This is a genomic window from Nocardia sp. NPDC005746 (genome assembly GCF_040630785.1).
Lineage (GTDB): Bacteria > Actinomycetota > Actinomycetes > Mycobacteriales > Mycobacteriaceae > Nocardia.
Genome location: NZ_JBEXYE010000016.1, coordinates 149,274 through 168,192 on the forward strand (window position 1 = coordinate 149,274; position 18,919 = coordinate 168,192).

18 protein-coding genes are annotated in these 18,919 nt (G+C 67.3%); 9 read left to right on the plus strand and 9 right to left on the minus strand.

Annotated elements, in window-relative coordinates; translation table 11 throughout:
- The first annotated feature begins 29 nt into the window (after positions 1-29).
- From ABZ412_RS26865 to ABZ412_RS26900, 8 genes are all read left to right on the plus strand, one after another.
- On the plus strand, positions 30-311 hold the full coding sequence (locus tag ABZ412_RS26865) for a hypothetical protein (RefSeq protein ID WP_357285189.1): 282 nt from the start codon (positions 30-32) through the stop codon (positions 309-311).
- Positions 312-323: 12 nt separating this feature from the next.
- Positions 324-1,964 carry a hypothetical protein gene (locus ABZ412_RS26870; RefSeq protein WP_357285192.1) on the plus strand — a complete coding sequence of 547 codons (1,641 nt, stop codon included), beginning with the start codon at positions 324-326 and terminating at the stop codon, positions 1,962-1,964.
- 78 nt (positions 1,965-2,042) lie between these two features.
- Complete coding sequence (locus ABZ412_RS26875) at positions 2,043-3,887, plus strand: hypothetical protein (RefSeq protein WP_357285195.1); 1,845 nt, start codon at positions 2,043-2,045, stop codon at positions 3,885-3,887.
- 2 nt (positions 3,888-3,889) lie between these two features.
- A complete protein-coding gene (locus tag ABZ412_RS26880; protein WP_357285198.1) occupies positions 3,890-4,681 on the plus strand; it encodes an ESX secretion-associated protein EspG in 792 nt (263 codons plus the stop codon).
- Complete coding sequence (locus tag ABZ412_RS26885; RefSeq protein WP_357285200.1) at positions 4,678-5,016, plus strand: hypothetical protein; 339 nt, start codon at positions 4,678-4,680, stop codon at positions 5,014-5,016. The genes ABZ412_RS26880 and ABZ412_RS26885 overlap by 4 nt, the downstream gene beginning before the upstream one ends.
- 180 nt (positions 5,017-5,196) lie before the next feature.
- Entirely contained in the window at positions 5,197-5,514 is a 318-nt protein-coding gene (locus ABZ412_RS26890) for a type VII secretion target (RefSeq protein WP_357089064.1), read from the plus strand.
- Entirely contained in the window at positions 5,511-6,770 is a 1,260-nt protein-coding gene (locus ABZ412_RS26895; RefSeq protein WP_357285203.1) for a hypothetical protein, read from the plus strand. Before ABZ412_RS26890 ends, ABZ412_RS26895 begins: the two co-directional genes overlap by 4 nt.
- A gap of 91 nt (positions 6,771-6,861) precedes the next feature.
- A complete protein-coding gene (locus ABZ412_RS26900; protein WP_357285204.1) occupies positions 6,862-7,179 on the plus strand; it encodes a PE family protein in 318 nt (105 codons plus the stop codon).
- A gap of 25 nt (positions 7,180-7,204) precedes the next feature.
- Here the strand turns inward: ABZ412_RS26900 and ABZ412_RS26905 are convergent, their stop codons facing one another.
- From ABZ412_RS26905 to ABZ412_RS26945, 9 genes are all read right to left on the minus strand, one after another.
- A complete protein-coding gene (locus tag ABZ412_RS26905) occupies positions 7,205-7,492 on the minus strand; it encodes a hypothetical protein (RefSeq protein ID WP_357285207.1) in 288 nt (95 codons plus the stop codon).
- 84 nt (positions 7,493-7,576) lie between these two features.
- On the minus strand, positions 7,577-8,323 hold the full coding sequence (locus ABZ412_RS26910; RefSeq protein ID WP_357285210.1) for a hypothetical protein: 747 nt from the start codon (positions 8,321-8,323) through the stop codon (positions 7,577-7,579).
- Positions 8,305-13,749, minus strand: a complete 5,445-nt coding sequence (locus ABZ412_RS26915; RefSeq protein ID WP_357285213.1) for a hypothetical protein — start codon at positions 13,747-13,749, stop codon at positions 8,305-8,307. The genes ABZ412_RS26910 and ABZ412_RS26915 overlap by 19 nt, the downstream gene beginning before the upstream one ends.
- 156 nt (positions 13,750-13,905) lie before the next feature.
- The gene (locus ABZ412_RS26920; RefSeq protein ID WP_357285215.1) at positions 13,906-14,358 is read right to left on the minus strand and encodes a hypothetical protein; all 453 of its coding nucleotides are present in this window, start codon (positions 14,356-14,358) and stop codon (positions 13,906-13,908) included.
- An 83-nt stretch (positions 14,359-14,441) separates the two neighbouring features.
- Positions 14,442-14,960, minus strand: a complete 519-nt coding sequence (locus ABZ412_RS26925; RefSeq protein WP_357285218.1) for a YbaB/EbfC family nucleoid-associated protein — start codon at positions 14,958-14,960, stop codon at positions 14,442-14,444.
- Between the two features lie 3 nt (positions 14,961-14,963).
- On the minus strand, positions 14,964-15,272 hold the full coding sequence (locus ABZ412_RS26930) for a hypothetical protein (RefSeq protein ID WP_357285220.1): 309 nt from the start codon (positions 15,270-15,272) through the stop codon (positions 14,964-14,966).
- Between the two features lie 50 nt (positions 15,273-15,322).
- Entirely contained in the window at positions 15,323-16,420 is a 1,098-nt protein-coding gene (locus ABZ412_RS26935) for a hypothetical protein (RefSeq protein ID WP_357285223.1), read from the minus strand.
- Positions 16,421-16,487: 67 nt separating this feature from the next.
- Complete coding sequence (locus tag ABZ412_RS26940; RefSeq protein ID WP_357285225.1) at positions 16,488-16,673, minus strand: hypothetical protein; 186 nt, start codon at positions 16,671-16,673, stop codon at positions 16,488-16,490.
- The gene (locus tag ABZ412_RS26945; RefSeq protein WP_357285228.1) at positions 16,664-17,539 is read right to left on the minus strand and encodes a hypothetical protein; all 876 of its coding nucleotides are present in this window, start codon (positions 17,537-17,539) and stop codon (positions 16,664-16,666) included. Before ABZ412_RS26945 ends, ABZ412_RS26940 begins: the two co-directional genes overlap by 10 nt.
- 679 nt (positions 17,540-18,218) lie before the next feature.
- Between ABZ412_RS26945 and ABZ412_RS26950 the strand changes: the two genes are divergently transcribed.
- Positions 18,219-18,919, plus strand: a 701-nt coding sequence (locus tag ABZ412_RS26950) for an IS256 family transposase (protein ID WP_357285231.1), incomplete at its 3' end; no start/stop codon positions are given.

The following is an 18,919-nucleotide window of genomic DNA, read 5'->3' on the forward strand; positions in this document are numbered from 1 at the left end:
GGTTTTCGGAACGGATGAGGAGGTTCGACGTGCGCGGTGAGCGCCCGAGCGAAGAGCAGCTGCGGCGGAATTTCGACACGATCCTGGCCGATGTGCGGGAGGGGCGTGGCGTCCGGACCGCGTCCGGTCTGGATTCGCCGACCGAGGACGCCCTGTGGGCGATCGCGAAGGCGTACCCGAACGTGTCGGAGGACCTGGTGACCGCCGCCCGCGAGTCCTTCGCGGGTCAGCTCGACGGCAGCAATGCCGCCCGCTGGCGCGCGGACCTGGAGCGCCGGTTCGCCGAGCGCAAGCGGACCTCGGACAGTTAGCGACGATTCCGCGTGACCGTATCCCGCGAGTTCAGTGAAAACCGTTCCGGCACTCCGAATTCCGATCAGCAGCCCGAAACTGCCAACCCCGCCACCGATTCCGCCTCGGCCGCAGCCGATTTCGGCGTCGACCAGGCCGCCGATTACGACGGCCCGCAGATCCACCCGCTATCCGCGGTTCTCGGTGAGGACCCGGCTCAGGACGCGAACGAAACCCCAGCCGCCCCAGAGGAACCCAGCCCCGACGTCGGCTTCAGCATGGCCGCCGAGGAACTCGACGTCCCCGAGCGCGCCCGCCGCCTCGCCCACCGCATAGCCGCCGAACTCCAGGAGCTGGCCCCCGAGGGCTGGACCCGGGTCCGCGCCGCCTTCGCGCTGGCCGCGTCCGGCCAGCGCTCCCGCATCCTGTACTCCGACGACGATCAACGCCAGGCCCTGGTCCCCGCGACCGACACGATCATGACCCTGGTGGTCTCCCACCGCCGACTCTCCGCCGAACTCGGCGACCCGTGGTGGCGCCTGGAACTGGACCTCACTTCCGAGGGCGCGCTGAGCGTCGACCACGACTACGGCGACGACCCGTTCCCGGACGACCAGCTGTTCTCTCCGCAGGAATACCTGGCCGACCTCGAGTCCACCCCGCGCGAGTCCCTCCCCACCTGGCTGGCCGCCTATGTCGGCCACGGCAACCGCCAGTCCCGTTCCCCGCGTCAGGCGGCCGAGCAGGCCCGCACGGATCGCGAATCCGGTTATCTCCCGGTGGTTTCCGAGGACGACTTCCCGCCGTTCCCCCTGCTGTGGGCGCGCTGGTCGGCCATCGCCGCCGCGTTCGTGGCGGTCGGCTCGGAGTGGGGCCCGCGGGTCCTGCCGTCCTTCGGCTGGTTCGAGGGTGCCCGCCGCTCCGGTTCCTCCCTCTACGAACTGCCCGGCGGCCGCGCGGTGCTGTCCGGCGGCGTCTGGAACGCCCCGGAACTCGATGTCGCCTACAACGGCAAGACCCCGCTGCCCCGCCTGTACGCGGGCGCCCCCGAATGGGTGGCGAACCCGGTGCTGAACACCCGCGCGTCAGGCGGCCTGCTGAGCTTCTGTTACTGGTGGGAGCGCGGCCGCTGGTACCGCGGCGAGTCCCCGTCGGGCGCCGATGTCGCGGTCGCGGTGCCCGGCATCTGGACCGCCGGCACCGTCGCCGACGTGATCTGCGACCTGCTCACCGAGCACCCCTCGGAGGAATTGCGTTCGGCCGTCACGAGTTTCGTGGATGCCGCGCAGCGTCGTGACGTCACCCACGCCCAGCTGTACGAGGTCTTCGGCGACGCCGCCGATCTGGACGCCGTGCACTACCAGCTGGCGCTGGCGGGTGTGGCACGCCTGGGCCCGGAACCGATTCCGCAGTCCGAGGCGTTGGAGATCGTGCGCCACCACCTCACCACGGAGGGCATCGACCCCGCCGCTTTCCCGCCGGATCGCCTACGCGCGGAACGGCTTACGGTCGGCTGGTTGGTGTACGTTCCGGTGGAGCCGGAGGAGGTCGTGCTGGATCGCGCGCTCTTCTATGTCGCCGATGACGGTGTCCTGGAAGCGGCGACCTCCAGCACTCCGGCGTCGGTCTATCTGTCCGGTTTCGAACAGCGTTTCCGCCAACGGCATTCGTAGCGGGATCGCGGCCGACGAGTGGAGTATCGATGGTGTCGGGCCTTATCGTCGGGGTGTCGCGCGAGTTGGGAGTGAGACGTGGGCAGTGATGACGGCAAGAACACGAACAACCATTGGCTGGGGCTCGTTCCGCAGGCTCAGGCCCACACCCTCCAGCTGGGTCACGATGTGGCGCTCGAAGGTGCGAAATTGGCGGCGATCGCGGCGAATGCGCTGATTTTCGCCAAGAACTACCAGGAGCTTCTCACCCAGCACAAGGGTTTCAGCGACAACAATCACCTGGAACAGGTCGTGATGCTGAAGACCCGTTTCAATGACCAGGGCGGCAGACTCGGCGCGATCCTGGATCACTACATCGAGCTCGTGAATGCCATGGCCGACACCATGATTCAGGCCGACAAGACCTATGACGCCCACGAGGAAGACACGGCGGCCATATTCAAACGGCTCAAGCACGATGCCGACACCGCGGACACCGACCCGGCCAAGCCCGCCATGCAGCGCGGCGAGATTCCCAGTCTGCCCGGGAACTCCGCCCCGCGTCTCGACCAGGACAAGAAGGTCGATCAGGCCCTGTACAACATCGCCCACGAGAGCGGGCACTACACCGCGATCGATCCGGAGAACCCGTTCTCGCACAATGATCTGGACTGGTTCTACGAGGCCGGGGCCGGTATGAACCCGCAACTGGTGGCCGATTTCGGAGCCACCTGGCTGAAGGTCGCGAAAAAGGTCGACACGAGCTTCGGTGAGCTGAACAAGCAACTGGCCAAGATGGTGACCGACAAGGCGTGGACCGGTGCGGGCGCCCAGGGCGCTGTCGACGCCGCCAATGCCTTCAAGGATCAGGCGAGCGAGCTCACCGGCGACCTGCGTGCGATGGCATCGAACCTGACCTATGTGTCAGGTTGGCTGGACAGCACCAAGATGATGATGCCGCGCAACAAGCCGAACGACTTCGACTACGACCACTACCAGCGCATGCAGAACATCATCAAGGCCGCCCAGCTGGCCTTCCAGCACTGGTACGTGCCGGGTTTGATCGGTGCGAGCCAGGCGGTCCCGAAGTTGTCGGACGCGACGGTCGCGAAGCCCAACCTGAACCCGCCCAATCGACGTTCGGATGCGGGTGGCGGCCAGAACAACAACAATGGCGGCGGTGGCGCGCAGAACCGTTCCGGTGGCGGCAGTATGCCGAATCTCGGCAGCATGCCGAACAACAAGATCAACCCGAACGGCGTCGACCCCAACGGCACGAACCCCAACGGAATCAATCCGAACGGGACGAACCCCAACGGGACCAACCCGAACGGCACGAATCCCAACGGCACCAACCCCAACGGGACCAACCCGAACGGCACCAACCCCAACGGCACCAATCCGCAAGGGAATCCGTCCGGAACCAACCCGAACTCGAACTCCGGCCAGTTCAGCCAGGGCATGTCGCAGCTGTCGAGCGCGCTGCAACAGGGCATGCAGGGCCTCACGAGCCTGCAGACGACCGAGCAGCAGAAGAAGCAGCAGCAGGAACTGAAGGACAAGCTGAAGGACTCCCCGCTGGCGGGCATGCCCAACCTCGAGGACCTGAAGAAGGGCCTGGGTGGCGGCGGAGGCGGTGGCGGCGGTGGTGGCAGCGCGCCGAAGCCGATGCTCGAGACCTCGCGCCTGTTCCCGCGCGCCGCGCTGGCGGAGACCGCGGAAGCGGCCTCGATGGGCGTGGCCCGCGCGGGTGTCGCGGCGGGCTCGACCGGAATGGGCGGTATGGGCGGCGGTGGCGGTATGGGCCCGATGGGTCACGGTGCCGGCGGTCAGGGTCAGGGCGGCAAGGAGCACAAACGCCCCGAATTCCTGGATTCCAGTGAGTATCTGGACGAGGCGATGGGCACCGCGCCGGTGGTGGCCAAGCCGGTGGTCGAGGGCTGACGGTGCGGTCCTGGTCCTTCACCGATCTGGAGTTCCTGGTGCTGTGGGAGGCGCTCGGCGAGGAGCACCTGCCCGAGCCGCTGTTCTTCACCAGCCGCGCTCCTTTGTGGAGCGCGTTCCAGGACAGCAAGATTCATGCCCGCGACAGCCTGCGTGCGCGCCACGACCCGGAATTCGACGAGGTGCTGCGCGCGCTGCACACCCCCGACGTCCGGGTGGAGCTGCGCGGCTGGGACGGCGTGGATTGGCGCGCGCCCGAGTCGAGCCTCCGCGCGTTCGGGGTGCGGTCCGGCGACGCCGGATACCTGGTCGTGCAGGAACCCGGCGAAACCATCGGCCGCGCAGCGGGATTCACAGTCACCGAATTCTGGGCGAGTGATCTCGCCGAGCAGGTCGTGGGCCTGCTGCCGGAGGTTCCGGCGGGCCGCGGCGGTGACCTGGTGCTCGCCGAGGCCGAGGACGTGGTCGACACCGACTACGGTTTCGGCCTGTCTCCGGCGCACGAGACCCTGGAGGGCGGGGTGGTGGACCGCGCCGCCGACTTCCTGGCTGTCGCCGCCTCCACCCTCGGCACCATCGATGTGGTGCAGGGCCGTTCGCGTTTCGGCCCGCGCGGCATCACCCGGCATCACCTGCAATGGCGTGATCTCGCCGAGGACGGCCGCTATCTGATCACCGCCGACCATCCACCCGTGGCAATGGCCGCCGATCACCGCCGCGTGGTCACCGAAGTGAACGTCCGGATCGCCGAAGTGGTCCTGGCGGTCGCCGACGAATGGGAGACGAACCGATGACCGCCGAGGTATTCCCGAGCGAGTTCACGCTGTCCTCACGGACCGGTGCGATCGTGGTCACTACCACCGAACAGGGCCTGCCCCGGGCGATTTCGGTGGAACGGGACCGCTTGCGCCAGGATCCGGAGCTGCTGGCGTCGGAGATTCTGCGCCTGTGCAAGCAGTCCGCGGCCCGCGCCGGTGTCGAGCGGCGCGCCCAGCTGCGGGCGGCGGGGCTGTCTCCGGAGCTGTTGGCGCTGACCGGCTTGCCGACCACCGACGATGTGACCAGACAGGAGTACGTCGAGGAGCAGGATTACGAGACCGAGCCCGACAGCTGGCTCCGCCCGATCTGAGCACGTGTGAATAGGCATGTGAAATATACAGTGCGGCAAGTCGATCCGCCGCGCCCTCGATCACCTGGGGAATACCCTGTGTTCACCGGGCTGTTGGTCAATTAGTGAACTCTTCGTTATGCCGGGCGATTCACCGCTCTGTATAGTTCGAACCGAAATGATCTTCCTGATGGGGGTCTCATGAGCCATCTCGTTGCCACTCCGGACGCGATTCGCGCATACGGCGATGCTTCGGCCGCCATGGCCACCGCGGTGGCGAGCGCCGCCGCGGTCGACCAGGTCGCCACGGTCGCCGCACTGGTGCCGGTTTTCGGCCTCATCGGCCAGGACTTCCTGCTGAGTTACGCGGGCGCGCAGGGCAATCACCTGTCGTCGGTGGCGGAGCTGGCGGCCGTGCACGCCGGGACGGCGGTCACCGCGCACGAGGCCGCGGCGTCCTACGAGGCCGTCGACGGCGCCGCGGGCGTCGACTTCCTGTCGCTATCGCGGGACCTGTGAGCACGCCCTTCGACCAGGGTTCGACGGGAGCCGCGCAGGCCGCTCCCACGGTGGCGAGCGGGCAGTCGGTGGCGGATGCCCTGCGCGACACCGCTTTCGCGCCGCTGTTGGACTCGCCGGTCGCCGAGGTGCTGTCGACGCTGGGATTGCCCGCGCTGCCGCAGATTCCGGCGCTGCCCCCGATGCCGGACATGCCGCCGCTGCCGACCCTGGATCTGACCGCGCTCACCAAGCCGCTCACCGATCTGGCCTCCACGTTCGGCACGGGCCAATTGGGGCAGGGCCTGGACGCGTCGCAGATGCTCTCGGGTGTCTCCTCGGCCTTGCAGCAGGTGATGTCGATCGCGCAATCGGTGATGTCGCTGGCCAATTCGAATTCCTGGGAGGGTTCGGGCGCGGCGGGCGCCGCCGAGAAGGGCGCGGCCGCTCAGACCAACGCCCTGGAACTGGAAACCCAGAACGGGCACCAGAAGACCGTCATGGCCGGCGCCGCGGGCTCGGTGGCGGTGGGCAGCGCGATGATGTCGGCCATCATCACCAAGTTCGTCACGGGCGTCACCCTGGCCGCCCCGTTCATCGCCACTCCGCCGGGCCAGGCGTTCCTGCTGTCACTGGCCAGTGAGACCGCCGCCGAGGCCACCGCGGTGGTGGCCAAGACCCGCACCGAGATGACGGTGCACAGCGCGAACATGACCACGGCCGGGCACAAGGTGAAGGTCACCGACGCGCCGAAGGGCGTGGACTCGCTCTCGCAGGTCACCCAGCTGTTGAGCGCGATCGCGCCGTTGAGCAGCGTCGCGGGCCAGGGCGCGCAGACCTTGCAGCAGTTGCAGTCGATCAGTCAGCCCTCGACCGTGCAGCCGACGCCGGAGACCGAGCCGAAGACCACGCAGCCGGGTCCGGGTGGACTCGGTGGCGGTGGCGGGCTCATGCCGATCGGCGGCCTGGGCGGCGGCGCGGGCGCGGCCCCGCTCGGCCAGACCAGCCCCCGGACCATGAGCGCGACCACCACCCCGTCGGTCGCTGTCCCCGCCCCGGTGCCCGGGGTCGGCGGCGCCGGTATGGGCGGTGGCATGGTGCCGCCGCCGATGGGCGCGGCGGGTGCCGGCGCCGGACTGGCCGGCGACGCCGACGAGGATGTGCGCACCAACCTGGTCACCGGTGAACACGGCGACGAGGTCGTGGGCGAGCTGGGCTACACGGGCGTGCCGGTGATCGGCGCGGTCGGCACCAACGGCCCGCGCCCGGCACAGTGATCCACCGCGCGGACCGGTGATCGACACCGCGGAAACCGGCTCGGTGTCCGTCGGTGCGACACGGTAGGATTCGCGGCGAAAGGGAGGGACGATGAGCGAATTCAACTTGGGCGGTGTGCGTTTCGACGCGGACACGGTGCTGGCCGCCGCCGCCGACCTGGAAGCCGTGGCCGATCGCCTGGAGGCCGCGCTCGGCGCGGACGCTCAGGCCCTGGCCGTGCCCGCCGCGGGCTCGGACAAGGTGTCGCTGTCGGCCGCCGAGACCCTCAGCGCCGTCGGCGCGTCCTTCGTGGACCAGAGTGGCGGCGGCATCGACGAATTGCGCAAGCTGGCCGCCGTCGTGCGGCAGCAGGCCGCCACCTTCGGCAAGGTCGAGACCGACAACTCGACCGACTTCACGAACCTCTGACCGGATCGCGGTGAACGCCGCGGGATCACTCCGATTCGCGTGAGCGAGACTCCATCTCGCTCAGCATCTGGTCCGTCTGCGCATGCCAGCGGGCGGCATTGCTGCCGTCCAGTTGGCCGGCGAAGGCTTGGCGCGCGGCCTCCACGAGATCATCGGTGGCATTCGGATGGGCGCGGGCGACAGCTCGGAGTGCGGTCCGGGTCTCCTCGTCGAGCCCGGTCGAGCTGCGCAGCCCCTGTCCCGCCAGCGCGCGGGCCAGCATGCTGTCGAAGTTCAGCTTCAGTTGTTCCTGGCTGGGACGGCCATGCCGCACGTCCGTCTCCTTCTGCTTCGGCGTCGGGGCCATCGTATCGAGCTGCCCGATACCCGCGCTGTGCCCGGCTCGCGTTCCGGAATCTCAGAGTTTGAAGTGCCGGGGCTCGCCGGAGGTCAACTGCCAGTCGTCGGCGAGCAGTGCGTCCAGTGCCGCCTGGAGCAGCGCGTGCTCCGCGGTCCCCGCTTCGAGCCACCGCCCCCAGTTCACATCGAGTGTGAGGACCAGGATGCTGTCGAACCAGATCCTGAAGGTGACCGGTGGCAGGTAGGGGGCGGCGTCGGGGAGCGGGCCGAGCCATGTGGTTCCGTCCGCCTCGGTGGTGACCGGGAGGTTCAGGGTGTCGTCCCACAAGGTGACCGGGAGGACTTCCGAGCTCGGCGATTCGCCGGTCCGTGCGAAGCGGGTAGTCGCACCCAGCGGGGCGATGCTCTCGAACATCACGAAATACCCTGGCGGGCAAGTGATCGTATCCAGCGCCCGCCGGTAGGTGCCGATCAACTCCGCATCGGTGAGGACCGGAAACCGTGTGACGACAGCCGGTTGCGGGCCGTCTCCCTGGAGAGCCGTCGTATCCGCCCGCAGGACTTCCCAGTACTGGTCGGAGGGCTGCGGGTCGTCCACATTGATGAAGGTGTCTTCGATCGCGCAGGTGAACCACAGATCGAAGCCCGTGGGGCGCACGACATTCGCCAGATGGTCGCGCACTCGCAGCGCATCCGCGAACAGCACCTCGGAGCTCCCGACGTCCGCGGGAAAGCCGCGGGTGAAGGTCAAACTCTCACCGTGCGGCCGATACTCGCTGAATCCGATCACTGGACCTTTCTCCATACATCACCCTCTCGGACGATCTGTCCGAGCAGGTTGCCATTCTCGTCCACGAAGCGAACGGCATCGAGGTTCGCCAGGTTCGGGTGCAGTTTCTTGTTGACGGTGAAACCCCGGGCCAGCTCGTCGAGGAGGTTCCCCGTCTTGCGGACATTGCCGTTCGGGTCGACGATTTCATAGTCCCATCCGTTCGCGCCGAACCGCCGTTCGTTGCCGCCGCCCAGCGGCTGGACGCGCCCTTGCGGTGGAGTCTCGGGCATGACCACTGTGGTCTCGGCGGACGGTATCCGGTCCGGCGCCGGCGCTACGGCTTTGTCCGCGCCGTGCAATGCGGCGCCGTGCAGGCTCGTCGCCTGCTCGGGCAGGTGTTTCATCCGTTCGATCTCGACACGTCGTTCGACCGTCGTCGACCCATCGCTGGTGGTGCGCTCGACGAGGATGTCGAACGACCTGTCACCGGATACGCCGGGATTGAACCGGACGCTCAGCTCCGGGTCGTTTCGGACCTCGAACGACAAGCGGTCGAGTTCGGTGAGCTCGGCGGCCTTGTCGAGAACCTGGTCCATATCGCCGACTCGGGCCCGCGGGGTGGTCTCTCCCATCCAATCCTCGAGCCCTCCCACGTTGCCGCCGTCGACTTCGCGGTTCACCAGGTCCGTGAACTTCTGCGCCAGGTCGGGACGCCCCGCGTTCTGGAGCGCGCTCGCGATGTCCCGGGCGTCCCGGTGGAAGTTCCCCTGGTATCCCGGGAGCGGCTTGATCGGATCGGGCGCGGGCGGGCTGACATCCTCGGGACGGGGCAGCAGATGCTCGTGGTTCTGCTCCACGTACTTGGCGAGAGCCGCGTCGTGCTCGGTGAACGACTGCCACGCCGGGCCCCACTTGTCCTGGTCGCGCAGGCCGATACCGTCGACGAGTTCACCGAATTTCGCACGTAGCTCGGGTAATTCATGAGCTCGGGCGGGATCGTTGGTGGCCGCGAAGATGTCATTGATGTGCGTGCGGACCTGCTCGAATCGACCCTTCAGCTGCTCGTGGCCGGGAGCGGCTTCCTCAGCGAGAGGCAGGAAGTCACCCGAGTATTCCGCGAGGTAGGTGGACAGCGCCTGGTCGTGTTGGTCGAACAGCTGCCACGTGGCACCGCTGTTCTCCGAGTCGCGCAGACCGAGACCGTCGAATTGTTCCGCGAATCGCTCACGAAGGTTCGTCAAATCGTCGGCTCGGGCGGGATCGGCTGCGGCGCGATCGATTTCCGTTGCCAGGCTGCGCAGGTTGTCGAAGCCGTCGCGCAGTTCCGGTGTCAGCTCGCCGCTGTCTCGCGCCTGTTCACCGATCGGCTGTTCGGACCGGTTCGAGTCGGAGTGCGTCGACCCGGGGTCTCGAGGTTCGTCAGGGATCCCGCTGCGGGCCCTGCCGCGTCTTTCCGGGGGTTCCGGTCTCGTCGGCGCGTGCTCCTCCGGGAGCCCCTGCTGCGTCGCCTCCCAGAATCGGCCGCTCACAGTGCGTTTGAGTTCGGTGCTGAGCGCCGCTTCCTCCGGGTGCATGGCCCGGTTCTCGTCCTTGGCCAGCGCCTTGAAGTCGCGTTGCACCTCGTAGAGCGCGTGCTCATACTTGGCGACCGCGTCGATGTGGCTCAGATGCAGGCGCAGTTCGGCGATGTGGCCGTTCTCCAGCTGGACTTTCATCTGCAGGTCGCGGTAGCCGGAGGGGGTGGGGCGGTCGAAGCGGTCCTCGAATTCGACGATCCGCACTCTGGGATCGTTCTCGATCATCTCGAGCGCGCGGTAGGCGTCGGAGACGTGGTCGAAGACGATCTTCGCGCCGACCAGGTCGGTCAAACGGGAGACGTCGCCGTCGTATCCCTTGATCTTGTCCCAGGCCCGGGTCTCGTCCTTCGGGGCGTCGCGCCACCCGGGCGTGCCCTCGGTCTCCCGCGCGATGTCCCGCACGACGTCATTGAGCGCGTCCTGCGAAGCCCGCCAGATGTCGTACTGCTTCCGCAGGAACTCGCCCTGGTACTCCGGGTCCTCGATTCGGCTGTAGTCGAATTCGGGCTGCCTGCGGCTCGATTCGGGCACGTCGGCGATCGCGTCCCGGATCTCGTGCGACATCGCCCGTTCCGCCGGGGTCAGCGGGGTCGGTTCGATGTGGACCGGTTCCGCCAGCGCCGATTCCGGTCCGCGCTCCACGACCGCCTTGACGGCATCGTGCAGAACGGGCAGACCATCGGGGTGGGTGAGTAGTGACGCCAGCGTCTTCGGGCGTTCCAGCAGCGAGCGTTCGAGGTGCTCGTTGCTGCGGAGCATTTCGGCCAGCTCGGGATGCTGGGGCAGCAGATCCCGGATGACGGCGCTGACCGGTGTGTCGACACCGTCGATCGAGGTGGTGATGCCGAGTTCGTCCGCGCGGTCCAACGCCGCCGAGACGCGAGGCTGCTCCAGATAGCTCTCGACATCGGGCGCGGAGGGCCCACCGGCCTCGGGTGAGTCGGGTGCGGCGGCGGGGCCGTCGCGCTCGCCGTTCGGCTCGGATGGACTGGGGGACTGTCCTTTTCGTAGACGCGGATCCTGGACCGCGTCGTCGGGACGATGTTTGAAGCCGTCCGGCGTGCTCCCGTGGTCGCGGGCGCTGTCGAGGAGGTGGTGGTACAGGACTCGGGCGGGCTCGGTGGCGCCTTCACCGTGATACTGGACGTCGGTGAACGCCTCGGCCACCGCCTCGGGGCCGTCGAATCTGCCGTTCTCGTCGAAGCTGTAGCCGCTGAGCTGGTCCAGCCACTCGTGGAACGCGTCCTTGTCCATCCCGCCGCGGGTGGCCTCGAAATGGTCCGCCAGCGCCTTGTGCGCGGTCAGCTCGGCGTGTTCCTGGGACTCGATGGCGAGCACATGGCCGAACTCGTGCACCAGGGTGGAGTGGATCGGACGGTCGGCGGATCCGGGGACCAGATGACCGTCCGCCTCGTCCTCCGCGATCTCGCGGGCCATCCGTTCGGGATCGAGCGCGTAGTCCCGGTCCAGGACCACCTCGTCGGTGTACATGCGGCCCGACGGGCTGTGCCCTTCGTACGTCGCGGCGTAGGTGCCGGGGTCGCCGATCGAGTCGATCGACACCTTGCGCAGATCCACGTCCGGGTAGCGGGTCAGCATGTCATCGATGGCGCGGGCGAACTCGCGCGCTACCTCGGGGTCCAGCAGCGGGTGGTCGAAGCCCGACACTTCGAGGTTCCACCGCTTCGCGAGTTCGTCCGCGACCTGGGTGCTGTCCCGGTGCGACCACTCGTCCTCGGGGCGTGGCGACCAATCACCTTCTGCTGGATCAGGTTTCGATGCGTCCGCCGGTGCGTGCGAGTCCTGCGCGTCGGTGGGTTTCGAGTTCTCGTGGGCGCGGGCCCTCGAATTGTCGCGCGCATCGGGGGAATGCGTCCTGGCCTCGTGGCTCCCCGGCTCACCCGGCATCGTTGTCACGACGAGAGCGGGTGCGGGCGTCTCCGGCGCCGCGTCGCCGCTGTCGGGGCGTTCGCTGTCGCGGTGTTCGTTCTCGCGCTGACCCTCCGCCGCCGGCTTGTCGCGCGGTTCCTGCTGGGCCTGAGGCTCTTTCGGCGTCTGCTCGGCGTGATTCGGTGTCGAATCCTCGGGCCGGGGCCCTTCGGGATCTCTCCGCGATCGGTCCGTTTCGGGCGACTTGCTCGTGGGGTCGGAGCGGTCGGTCGGCTTCGCCGGGGACTGCTCCGGCTTTGTGGTGGATTCCGTTGGCGTAGCCCGTGTTTGGGTATCGGAGGTGGCTTCCACCGGCCGGGCTTCGGGGGTGCGGCCCACCGGCGCGGCTCGGTCCTGGGTGCCCGAGACCAGATTGCCGCGATGTTCGGTCGGAGCTGTTGTGGCGCGCGGTCCTTCACCTGCCGGTGCTGCGGGGGTACCGGCACGTGGTGCGGCCGGTTCGGACACCTTGGGAGACGATTCGCCGAGTTTCGGGCCCGCATCGCCGAGTTTCGTGCCCGTGTCCCCGAGTTTCGGGCCTGCATCGCCGAGCTTGGTACCCGGGTCTCCGAGTTTCGGGCCCGCATCACTGAGCTTGGTGCCTGTGTCGCCGAGCTTCGTGCCCGTATCGCCAGGCTTGGTGCCCGCGTCGCTGAGCTTCGTGCCCGCGTCGCCTTGCCGCGGTCCTCCATCACCCGAGGACGAGACATTGGTCCCGAGATCGTGGCGCGGGGCCTCCGAGCTGGGCGCGTCCCGCTCTCGGGTCGTGCCGTCCGCCGGTTCATGGTTGACCGGCTGATCGGTCGCCGCGGCGGGGTGAACATCGTGCGGCGCGTCGTGTTCGGGCTGGACGCTGTGTTCGGGCTGCTCGCCCGCCGTCCTGACCTCCGGTTCCGGGGTATGCGGGGCACTACCGTCGGGACCGCTCCTGGCCGTGACCGCGCTGTCGCCGGGAGCGCCGTGCCCGTTCTCCAGCCCATGGTTCGCGCCGCCGCCGACGCCCATGGCCAGGCCGCCGATCAGCAGCTCGGTGTGGAACGTCTTGTCGACCTTGCTCCAGTCGCCGCCGTTGTCGTAGAGCTGGATCCCGAGTCCGGTTCCGTACATGCCGACGGCGCCCATTCCACCGCCGACACCGCCGGCGATGGCTCCGCCCAGCTTCGACGGGAGCCGTGTATCCCTCAGCAGGTCGCCCACTTTCGCGTGGAACGGCGCACCGACAGCGCCGCCCACTCCCCACTGGAGACTGGTCTGGAAGGTCTGCTTCAGGTTGAAGCCGTCGTCGCGGTGGCCCTCCAGGATCTGGATGAACTGCGTACCGGCATCGAGCCCGGCTCCCATGGCGCCGGCGCCGAGGCCCGCGGTGAGGGATTTTCCGCCGTACTTCAGGGCGGTTTCGAGCAGTGGCTTCGTCGCCGCCTGGGCGGCGAGTTTTTCGCCCAGCGGCACGGCGATCTCGCGAAGCAGCGGCTGGGCGAGGGTTTCCAGGGCGGCCCGGGCTCGGAGCAGACCGATCCGCTCCATCACCTTCTCGGCGAAGATGCGCAAGGTCTGTCGCGCGGTGAACAGCACTTCCGGAACAAGTGCCTCGCCGAACAGGGTCACGCTCAGCTGGAGCACGGTGTACAGCGTGAGGAGCGCGAAGATCTCCGACTGGATCTTGGCGTACTCGATTTCCGTTGCGGTGGCGCGCGTATCGTGGCCGAGCTGATTCAAGCATTCGACCAGCTTCTGGATGGAATAGTCCTTGCCGTCGAACAGCGTCGCGAGCTCGGCGCTGACTTTCACCGCGCCGTCGCTGTCGTAGAACTGGGGCAGTTTGCCGGTGACGGCCTTCAGGTCCGGTTCGAGCTTTTCGAGGTCGGCCGCGGCCTTCTTCCAGGCGTCACCCAGATCGAAGAGTGCGTCCTGATCGCCCTTCGGATAAGCCATTCCGAAGTTGAGGGCCGCCATCAGCCAGTTCGGTAGGTGGTCTCCAACCCAGGTCCATCCGGACAATCATCGGCCTCCACTTCGCGGCTGATCGTAAGGTCCGGGCTCCCAACCGGATTGGAAGATTCTTCGATTCACCCTACCCAGAGTGCTTCTGCCGGTCCAATTCTCGCGAGACTACCGGGCGTCGCCCACCCAGGTGTAGTGGAAGGTCGGAGCCTCGCCCGCGGTTCGCCGCGCGAATTCCTCTTCCCACGTCCGGAAAGTCGTGCGGTAGAGGTCGGCGATCCGGTCCCGCTCCTCGGAGGCGAGTCGCCGCCGTTCCCGCTCGGCACGCTCGAATATATCTGTCGCCTGGCGGTACATATCGAATATCGGGCCGTCGCCGCGGAGATACGTGCTGCGCGCTTCTTCGGTCGCGCGGATGAACCGCTCTTCGGTCAGCTCCGAGAAGTCCAGATCCGCACCAGGTTTCAGGACCGCGTCGATATCCTCCGCCGACGCCGGTTCGAAGGCGCCGGTCCGGATGTTCAAACGCTGCCCGACCACGATGCCGTGCTCGGGCTCCTCGAGGCGAATGGTGCCGTTGCGGAACCGGAAGAAGGATGGCGACTCTTTCAACCAGAGCATTGGCCTGCCTTTCGGGATCTTCCGCGCGGTCGAGCCACATCATCGCATCGGCGGGCGCCGGCCGATCATTCGCCCGGTGTCGATCACCAGCCGGGTGTCGCGGCATCCGAATGCGCTCGGGCCTTGGGATCGTGCTCGAACTCCTCGACATTCTCGAATCGCGGCCCGGCGTCGGCGTCGGGTTCCCGGCGTTCGGCGGCATTCGGCGGCGCCATCGAAACCTCAGGGGGAGTGGGCATCATGGCCTGGATATCGGGCATGAGCGGGAAGACCTCGGACAGTGTCGGCATCTTCGCCTTCTCGGCCTGCAATGCCGCCAGGATCTCCTGCGACTTCTCCCTTACCTGGACGGCGGCTTCCTGCGCGGCCGCGGTGACGGCGGCGGCGATCTCGGAATAGGTCAGTTCGTCGATGTCATCGGAGAATTCGGTCTTGATCACGGCACCGTCGGCATTGACGGTGACCGTGACCCGTCGCCCACCGGCACGCGCGCTCGCTGTCAGCCGGGCTCGGTCCCGCTGTGCCCGTGCGACGGCGGCGAAACTGCCCTGCACCATCTCGGCCAGATCGGCCAGCTGCGCTTTCGCGACCTCGTTCGTCATCGATCAGAAGCCGTTCTTGTTGGCCTCATCCATGTTTTCGAGCTTGGTCGCGCCGTCGCGCAAGCCCTTCGAGTACTGCGCCAGCAGCGTCGTCTTCGACCCGAGTGCGGCCAGCAGACCGGGCTTGCGCGCGTCGTATCCGCTCTCGCCCTCGGCGAACTGGTCGCCGAATTCGTCATGACCCCAGACGCCTTCATGAGCGTCCGCGGCCGCGGTGATCGCGTTGAGAATGTCGGTGACCTTGGTGTTCACGTCATCGAGTCCACCTGCTACGGAACGCATTCCGGCGATCTCGACCTCTACCTTGCTCACGTCGAACCCCCAATGTTCATCTGACCATCAGGTTGCGATCATATACGCGACTACTCGGCGACACCTGCCAAGATCAGTTGAAAATAGGCGCTGTCGAGATCGATGTCGGGGCCCACCAGCGCGCGGGACAGCAGTGTGCGGGTCACAGTGCCGGTATCAGCTGCGGCTATCAGCGCCGTGAGCCAGGACGACGCATTGCCGTCGAATACCTGTGTCAGCACGTCGTAGACGGCATCGTCATTCCATACGCCGGGGAGCGCGTCCTGCACACCGTTCGCGTCCGGGGACTCACCGCGATACCACGCGTTTCCATCCCACCAGTAGCAGAACGACATCAAACCGTTTGCCGCCCTGGGGCTCAACACCGGATCCGCGACCCAATCCGGAGCTCCCCGATAGAACTGCGGCATCGCCGCGCCGCCGTTGTACACGGCATCCAGCTCAGGTGCGTTCCATAGCCCACCGGACAGCACCGCCCGCCCGTGCGGCAGCCGATGCAGCGTCGAACCGCTGCGAGTTCGGCCCTCGAACCAGCCGAGGGCGCTCGTAACTCGCGGTCCGAGCGGAGATTTCACTGCCACGAACGCCGCGGAGATCAGTGCCCACCGCGCCCACAGGACTGGGAGCGGCGGAAGTCCCTCTCCGGCCGGAACCGCCGTGGCGTCGGCCTGCGCCACCGCGAAGGCGGCACTCGGAGTCCGCGCCTGCCGATCACCATGTCCGATGTACGCCGCCAGCCAGATCGGCAGCCGCTCGCGCGGATACTCCAGCAGGTCGGCGAGGTACGCCTGGGGTGGGAACAGTTGCTGCTCGGGGAAAGGCTCAGCGCCGTAGTCGTATTCGATCCGTGCCGGACCGGTCGTGGTGACAGCGGCGAGAAACCGCCACCAGGGCCCTTCGGCCGACGTCGCCGCCAGCTGTCGAGCCTCCCGCAGCAATTCGACCGCACGCCTCGACAGTGGCACCTGCGCGACGCGCTGCCCGTCCGACACGATAACCTGCGCGGCCTCGTCCGTGACGGTCATCGCGATGGCCGCTTCCAACCGATCGAACCCGTCCGGGATCAGCGCAAGAAGTTCGTCGGCTACCTGATCGGCCACTTGGTCCGCCGTGCTGCCCGGCTCGGGCGTGGCGATAGCCGCAGCCATCCGGAAACCGACATCCGGCGACTCGGCAGTCGAATTGTCTTGACTCACACTGTTCCTCGTTACCCAATCAGCTTCCGGTGATCACTTGAATAGCCGCCTGCTGAGCCGCGTCGCCGATCTCACCGACCCGAAACCCGCGATCCGCGATGTGCCGGACCAATTCCGGCTCCGGCGCCAGTCCATGCTTGTGCAGATAGTGCGGCACCGCCCCCGCCCACACCCACACCCCATCGGTCCGGAAGTTCAACGGCACATCCGATCCCCGGGCGTGAACTCATCCTGCTCGAAACTCCGCGCCGCCAACACGATCGGCGCCGACTCCAGATACGCCAGCACCGCCGTCCGCGTATTCCCCTCCACCACAGGCCGATCCACGACGGGCCGCCCGTCGGCATCTTTGCCGTCATAGACACAGGCCATCCGAGGCGGCCGCACGGCAGCCGGTGCCGGCTCGATCTTGACGGTCGCCTCCACCGCAGGCGCGGGTTGCGCGGGCGCGAAGGGATTCGCCGGGGGAGCGGACGCGAACGGATTCGCCGGCGGAACGGATGTGAAGGGATTCGCCGCGGAAGCGGGCGCAAAGGGATTCGCCGCCGGAGCGGGTGCGAAGGGATTGGGTGCCGGAGCGGGCGCGAAGGGAGTGGGCGCCGGCGCGAACGGGTTGGGCGCGGCGTTCATCGGTGCATAGCTCGCCCGAGGTTGGGCCGCCGCGCGTGGTCGCGCCGACTGCGCCACCAGCCCCGCAGCGGCCGCGGCGAAGGACAGCGACAGCGCCAGCACCATCATTACGAAACCGATGCCCAGGTATTCCCAGAAGTTGAGCCCCATGATGGCGAAGGTGGAAATCAGCCCCGTGATTTCGCCCGTGAGAATGAGCGCGGCGGCGGCCGCGCCTGCCGGGCGCATTGCCGGATTCCGGACACCCGCACCCGAGATCAGGGCAATCGCCACCACGACCGCGACGATCAGAATGAGTACGAAATGCACCAGCAGCAGCGGTGCCGATCCGTCCGAGTTCGTGCGCCAGATGGTCCTGAAGTATGAGCTGTCGCTGATCGCCGGCTTGAACGACCCCGCCAGCTTGACAACGGCCGCGACAAGCAAGAACACACCGGTCACCCGGTCCGCCCGCCCCACCGACTGCCCCGTTGGTCTCCTGCGGCGCACCGCTTTTCGAAACCACCGCATCCCGCAGCCCACTCACCAGACCCGCGATCGCAACCAGCATCGCCAGCACGAGCACCCAGAATCCCGCCGCCGGCGAAATGTTCTCCTTGAACCCCTGCGCATACGCCATCACGTCCCCCGACGAGATCGACAGCACCATCCCACCTGCGAATGCCGCGACCCAGAACAGAACCCCGCGCCGAGCACCCATCCCCACCGCGAGCATCACCCCCGCCACCCCCGCTACCAGCGCAATGAGCAAATACGGCACAGCGGAGAACCAGTCGGCAAGCTTGGATCCCCCACTCCCTTCCCACACAGACGTTTCCCACGACCGGCCACCGAACTGAACGCTCGCCACAGGCACCCACAACACCGTGAACACCAACACCGCCGCCGCGATCAACAACCCCCCGGTGACCCGCCCCGCCCTCACCCGCAACGCCGTCATTCCGCATATAACTCATAGCTCCGCCCATCCCTCCCCATGTGATCCTGCGACCCTAATTGCCCAGCTCTCCCGACGCCAACGAGAGCAGCAGCCGCGTCGGAGGGGAGTGTCGGGATAACGGAGGATCCTGATCTCGGTCCGATTGGCCGAACCTGATGGTTCGGCAGGAAGGACCGACGAATGTCGGAGACACTGGCCGCCGTGACCAACGACGCGGTGGACACCAAGAAACTGGCCGAACAGCTTCTGGCCCAAGCCAAAGAGCAGGGCATCGACCTGGTCGGGCCGGGCGGGTTGTTGAACCAGCTGACCAAGACCGTTCTGGAAGCTGCTCTGGAAGCGGAGATGACCGAGCATGTCGGCTACGAGAAACACGACCCGGCTGGTCGCGGAACGGGCAACTCCCGCAATGGGACTCGCGGAAAGACGGTGATCACCGAGATCGGCCCGGTCGAGATCGACGAGCCGCGGGACACGAGTTCCTCGTTCGAACCCAAGATCGTGAAGAAACGGCAGCGGCGGCTGTCGGGGGTGGACGAGATCGTGTTGTCGTTGACCGCGAAAGGCGCGACCACAGGCGAGATTTCGGCGCATTTCGCCGAGATCTACGGCACCTCGGTGTCGAAGGACACGATCTCGACGATCACCGATAAGGTGGTCGCGGAGATGGTGGATTGGTGCAATCGGCCGCTCGATCGCGTCTATCCGGTGCTGTTCATCGATGCCATCCACGTGAAGATCCGGGACGGTCAGGTGGCCAACCGCCCGATCTATGTGGTCATCGGCGTCACCACCGCCGGCGAACGCGACATCCTCGGGCTCTGGGCCGGTGACGGCGGTGAAGGCGCCAAATTCTGGCTGCAGGTGCTGACCGAACTCAA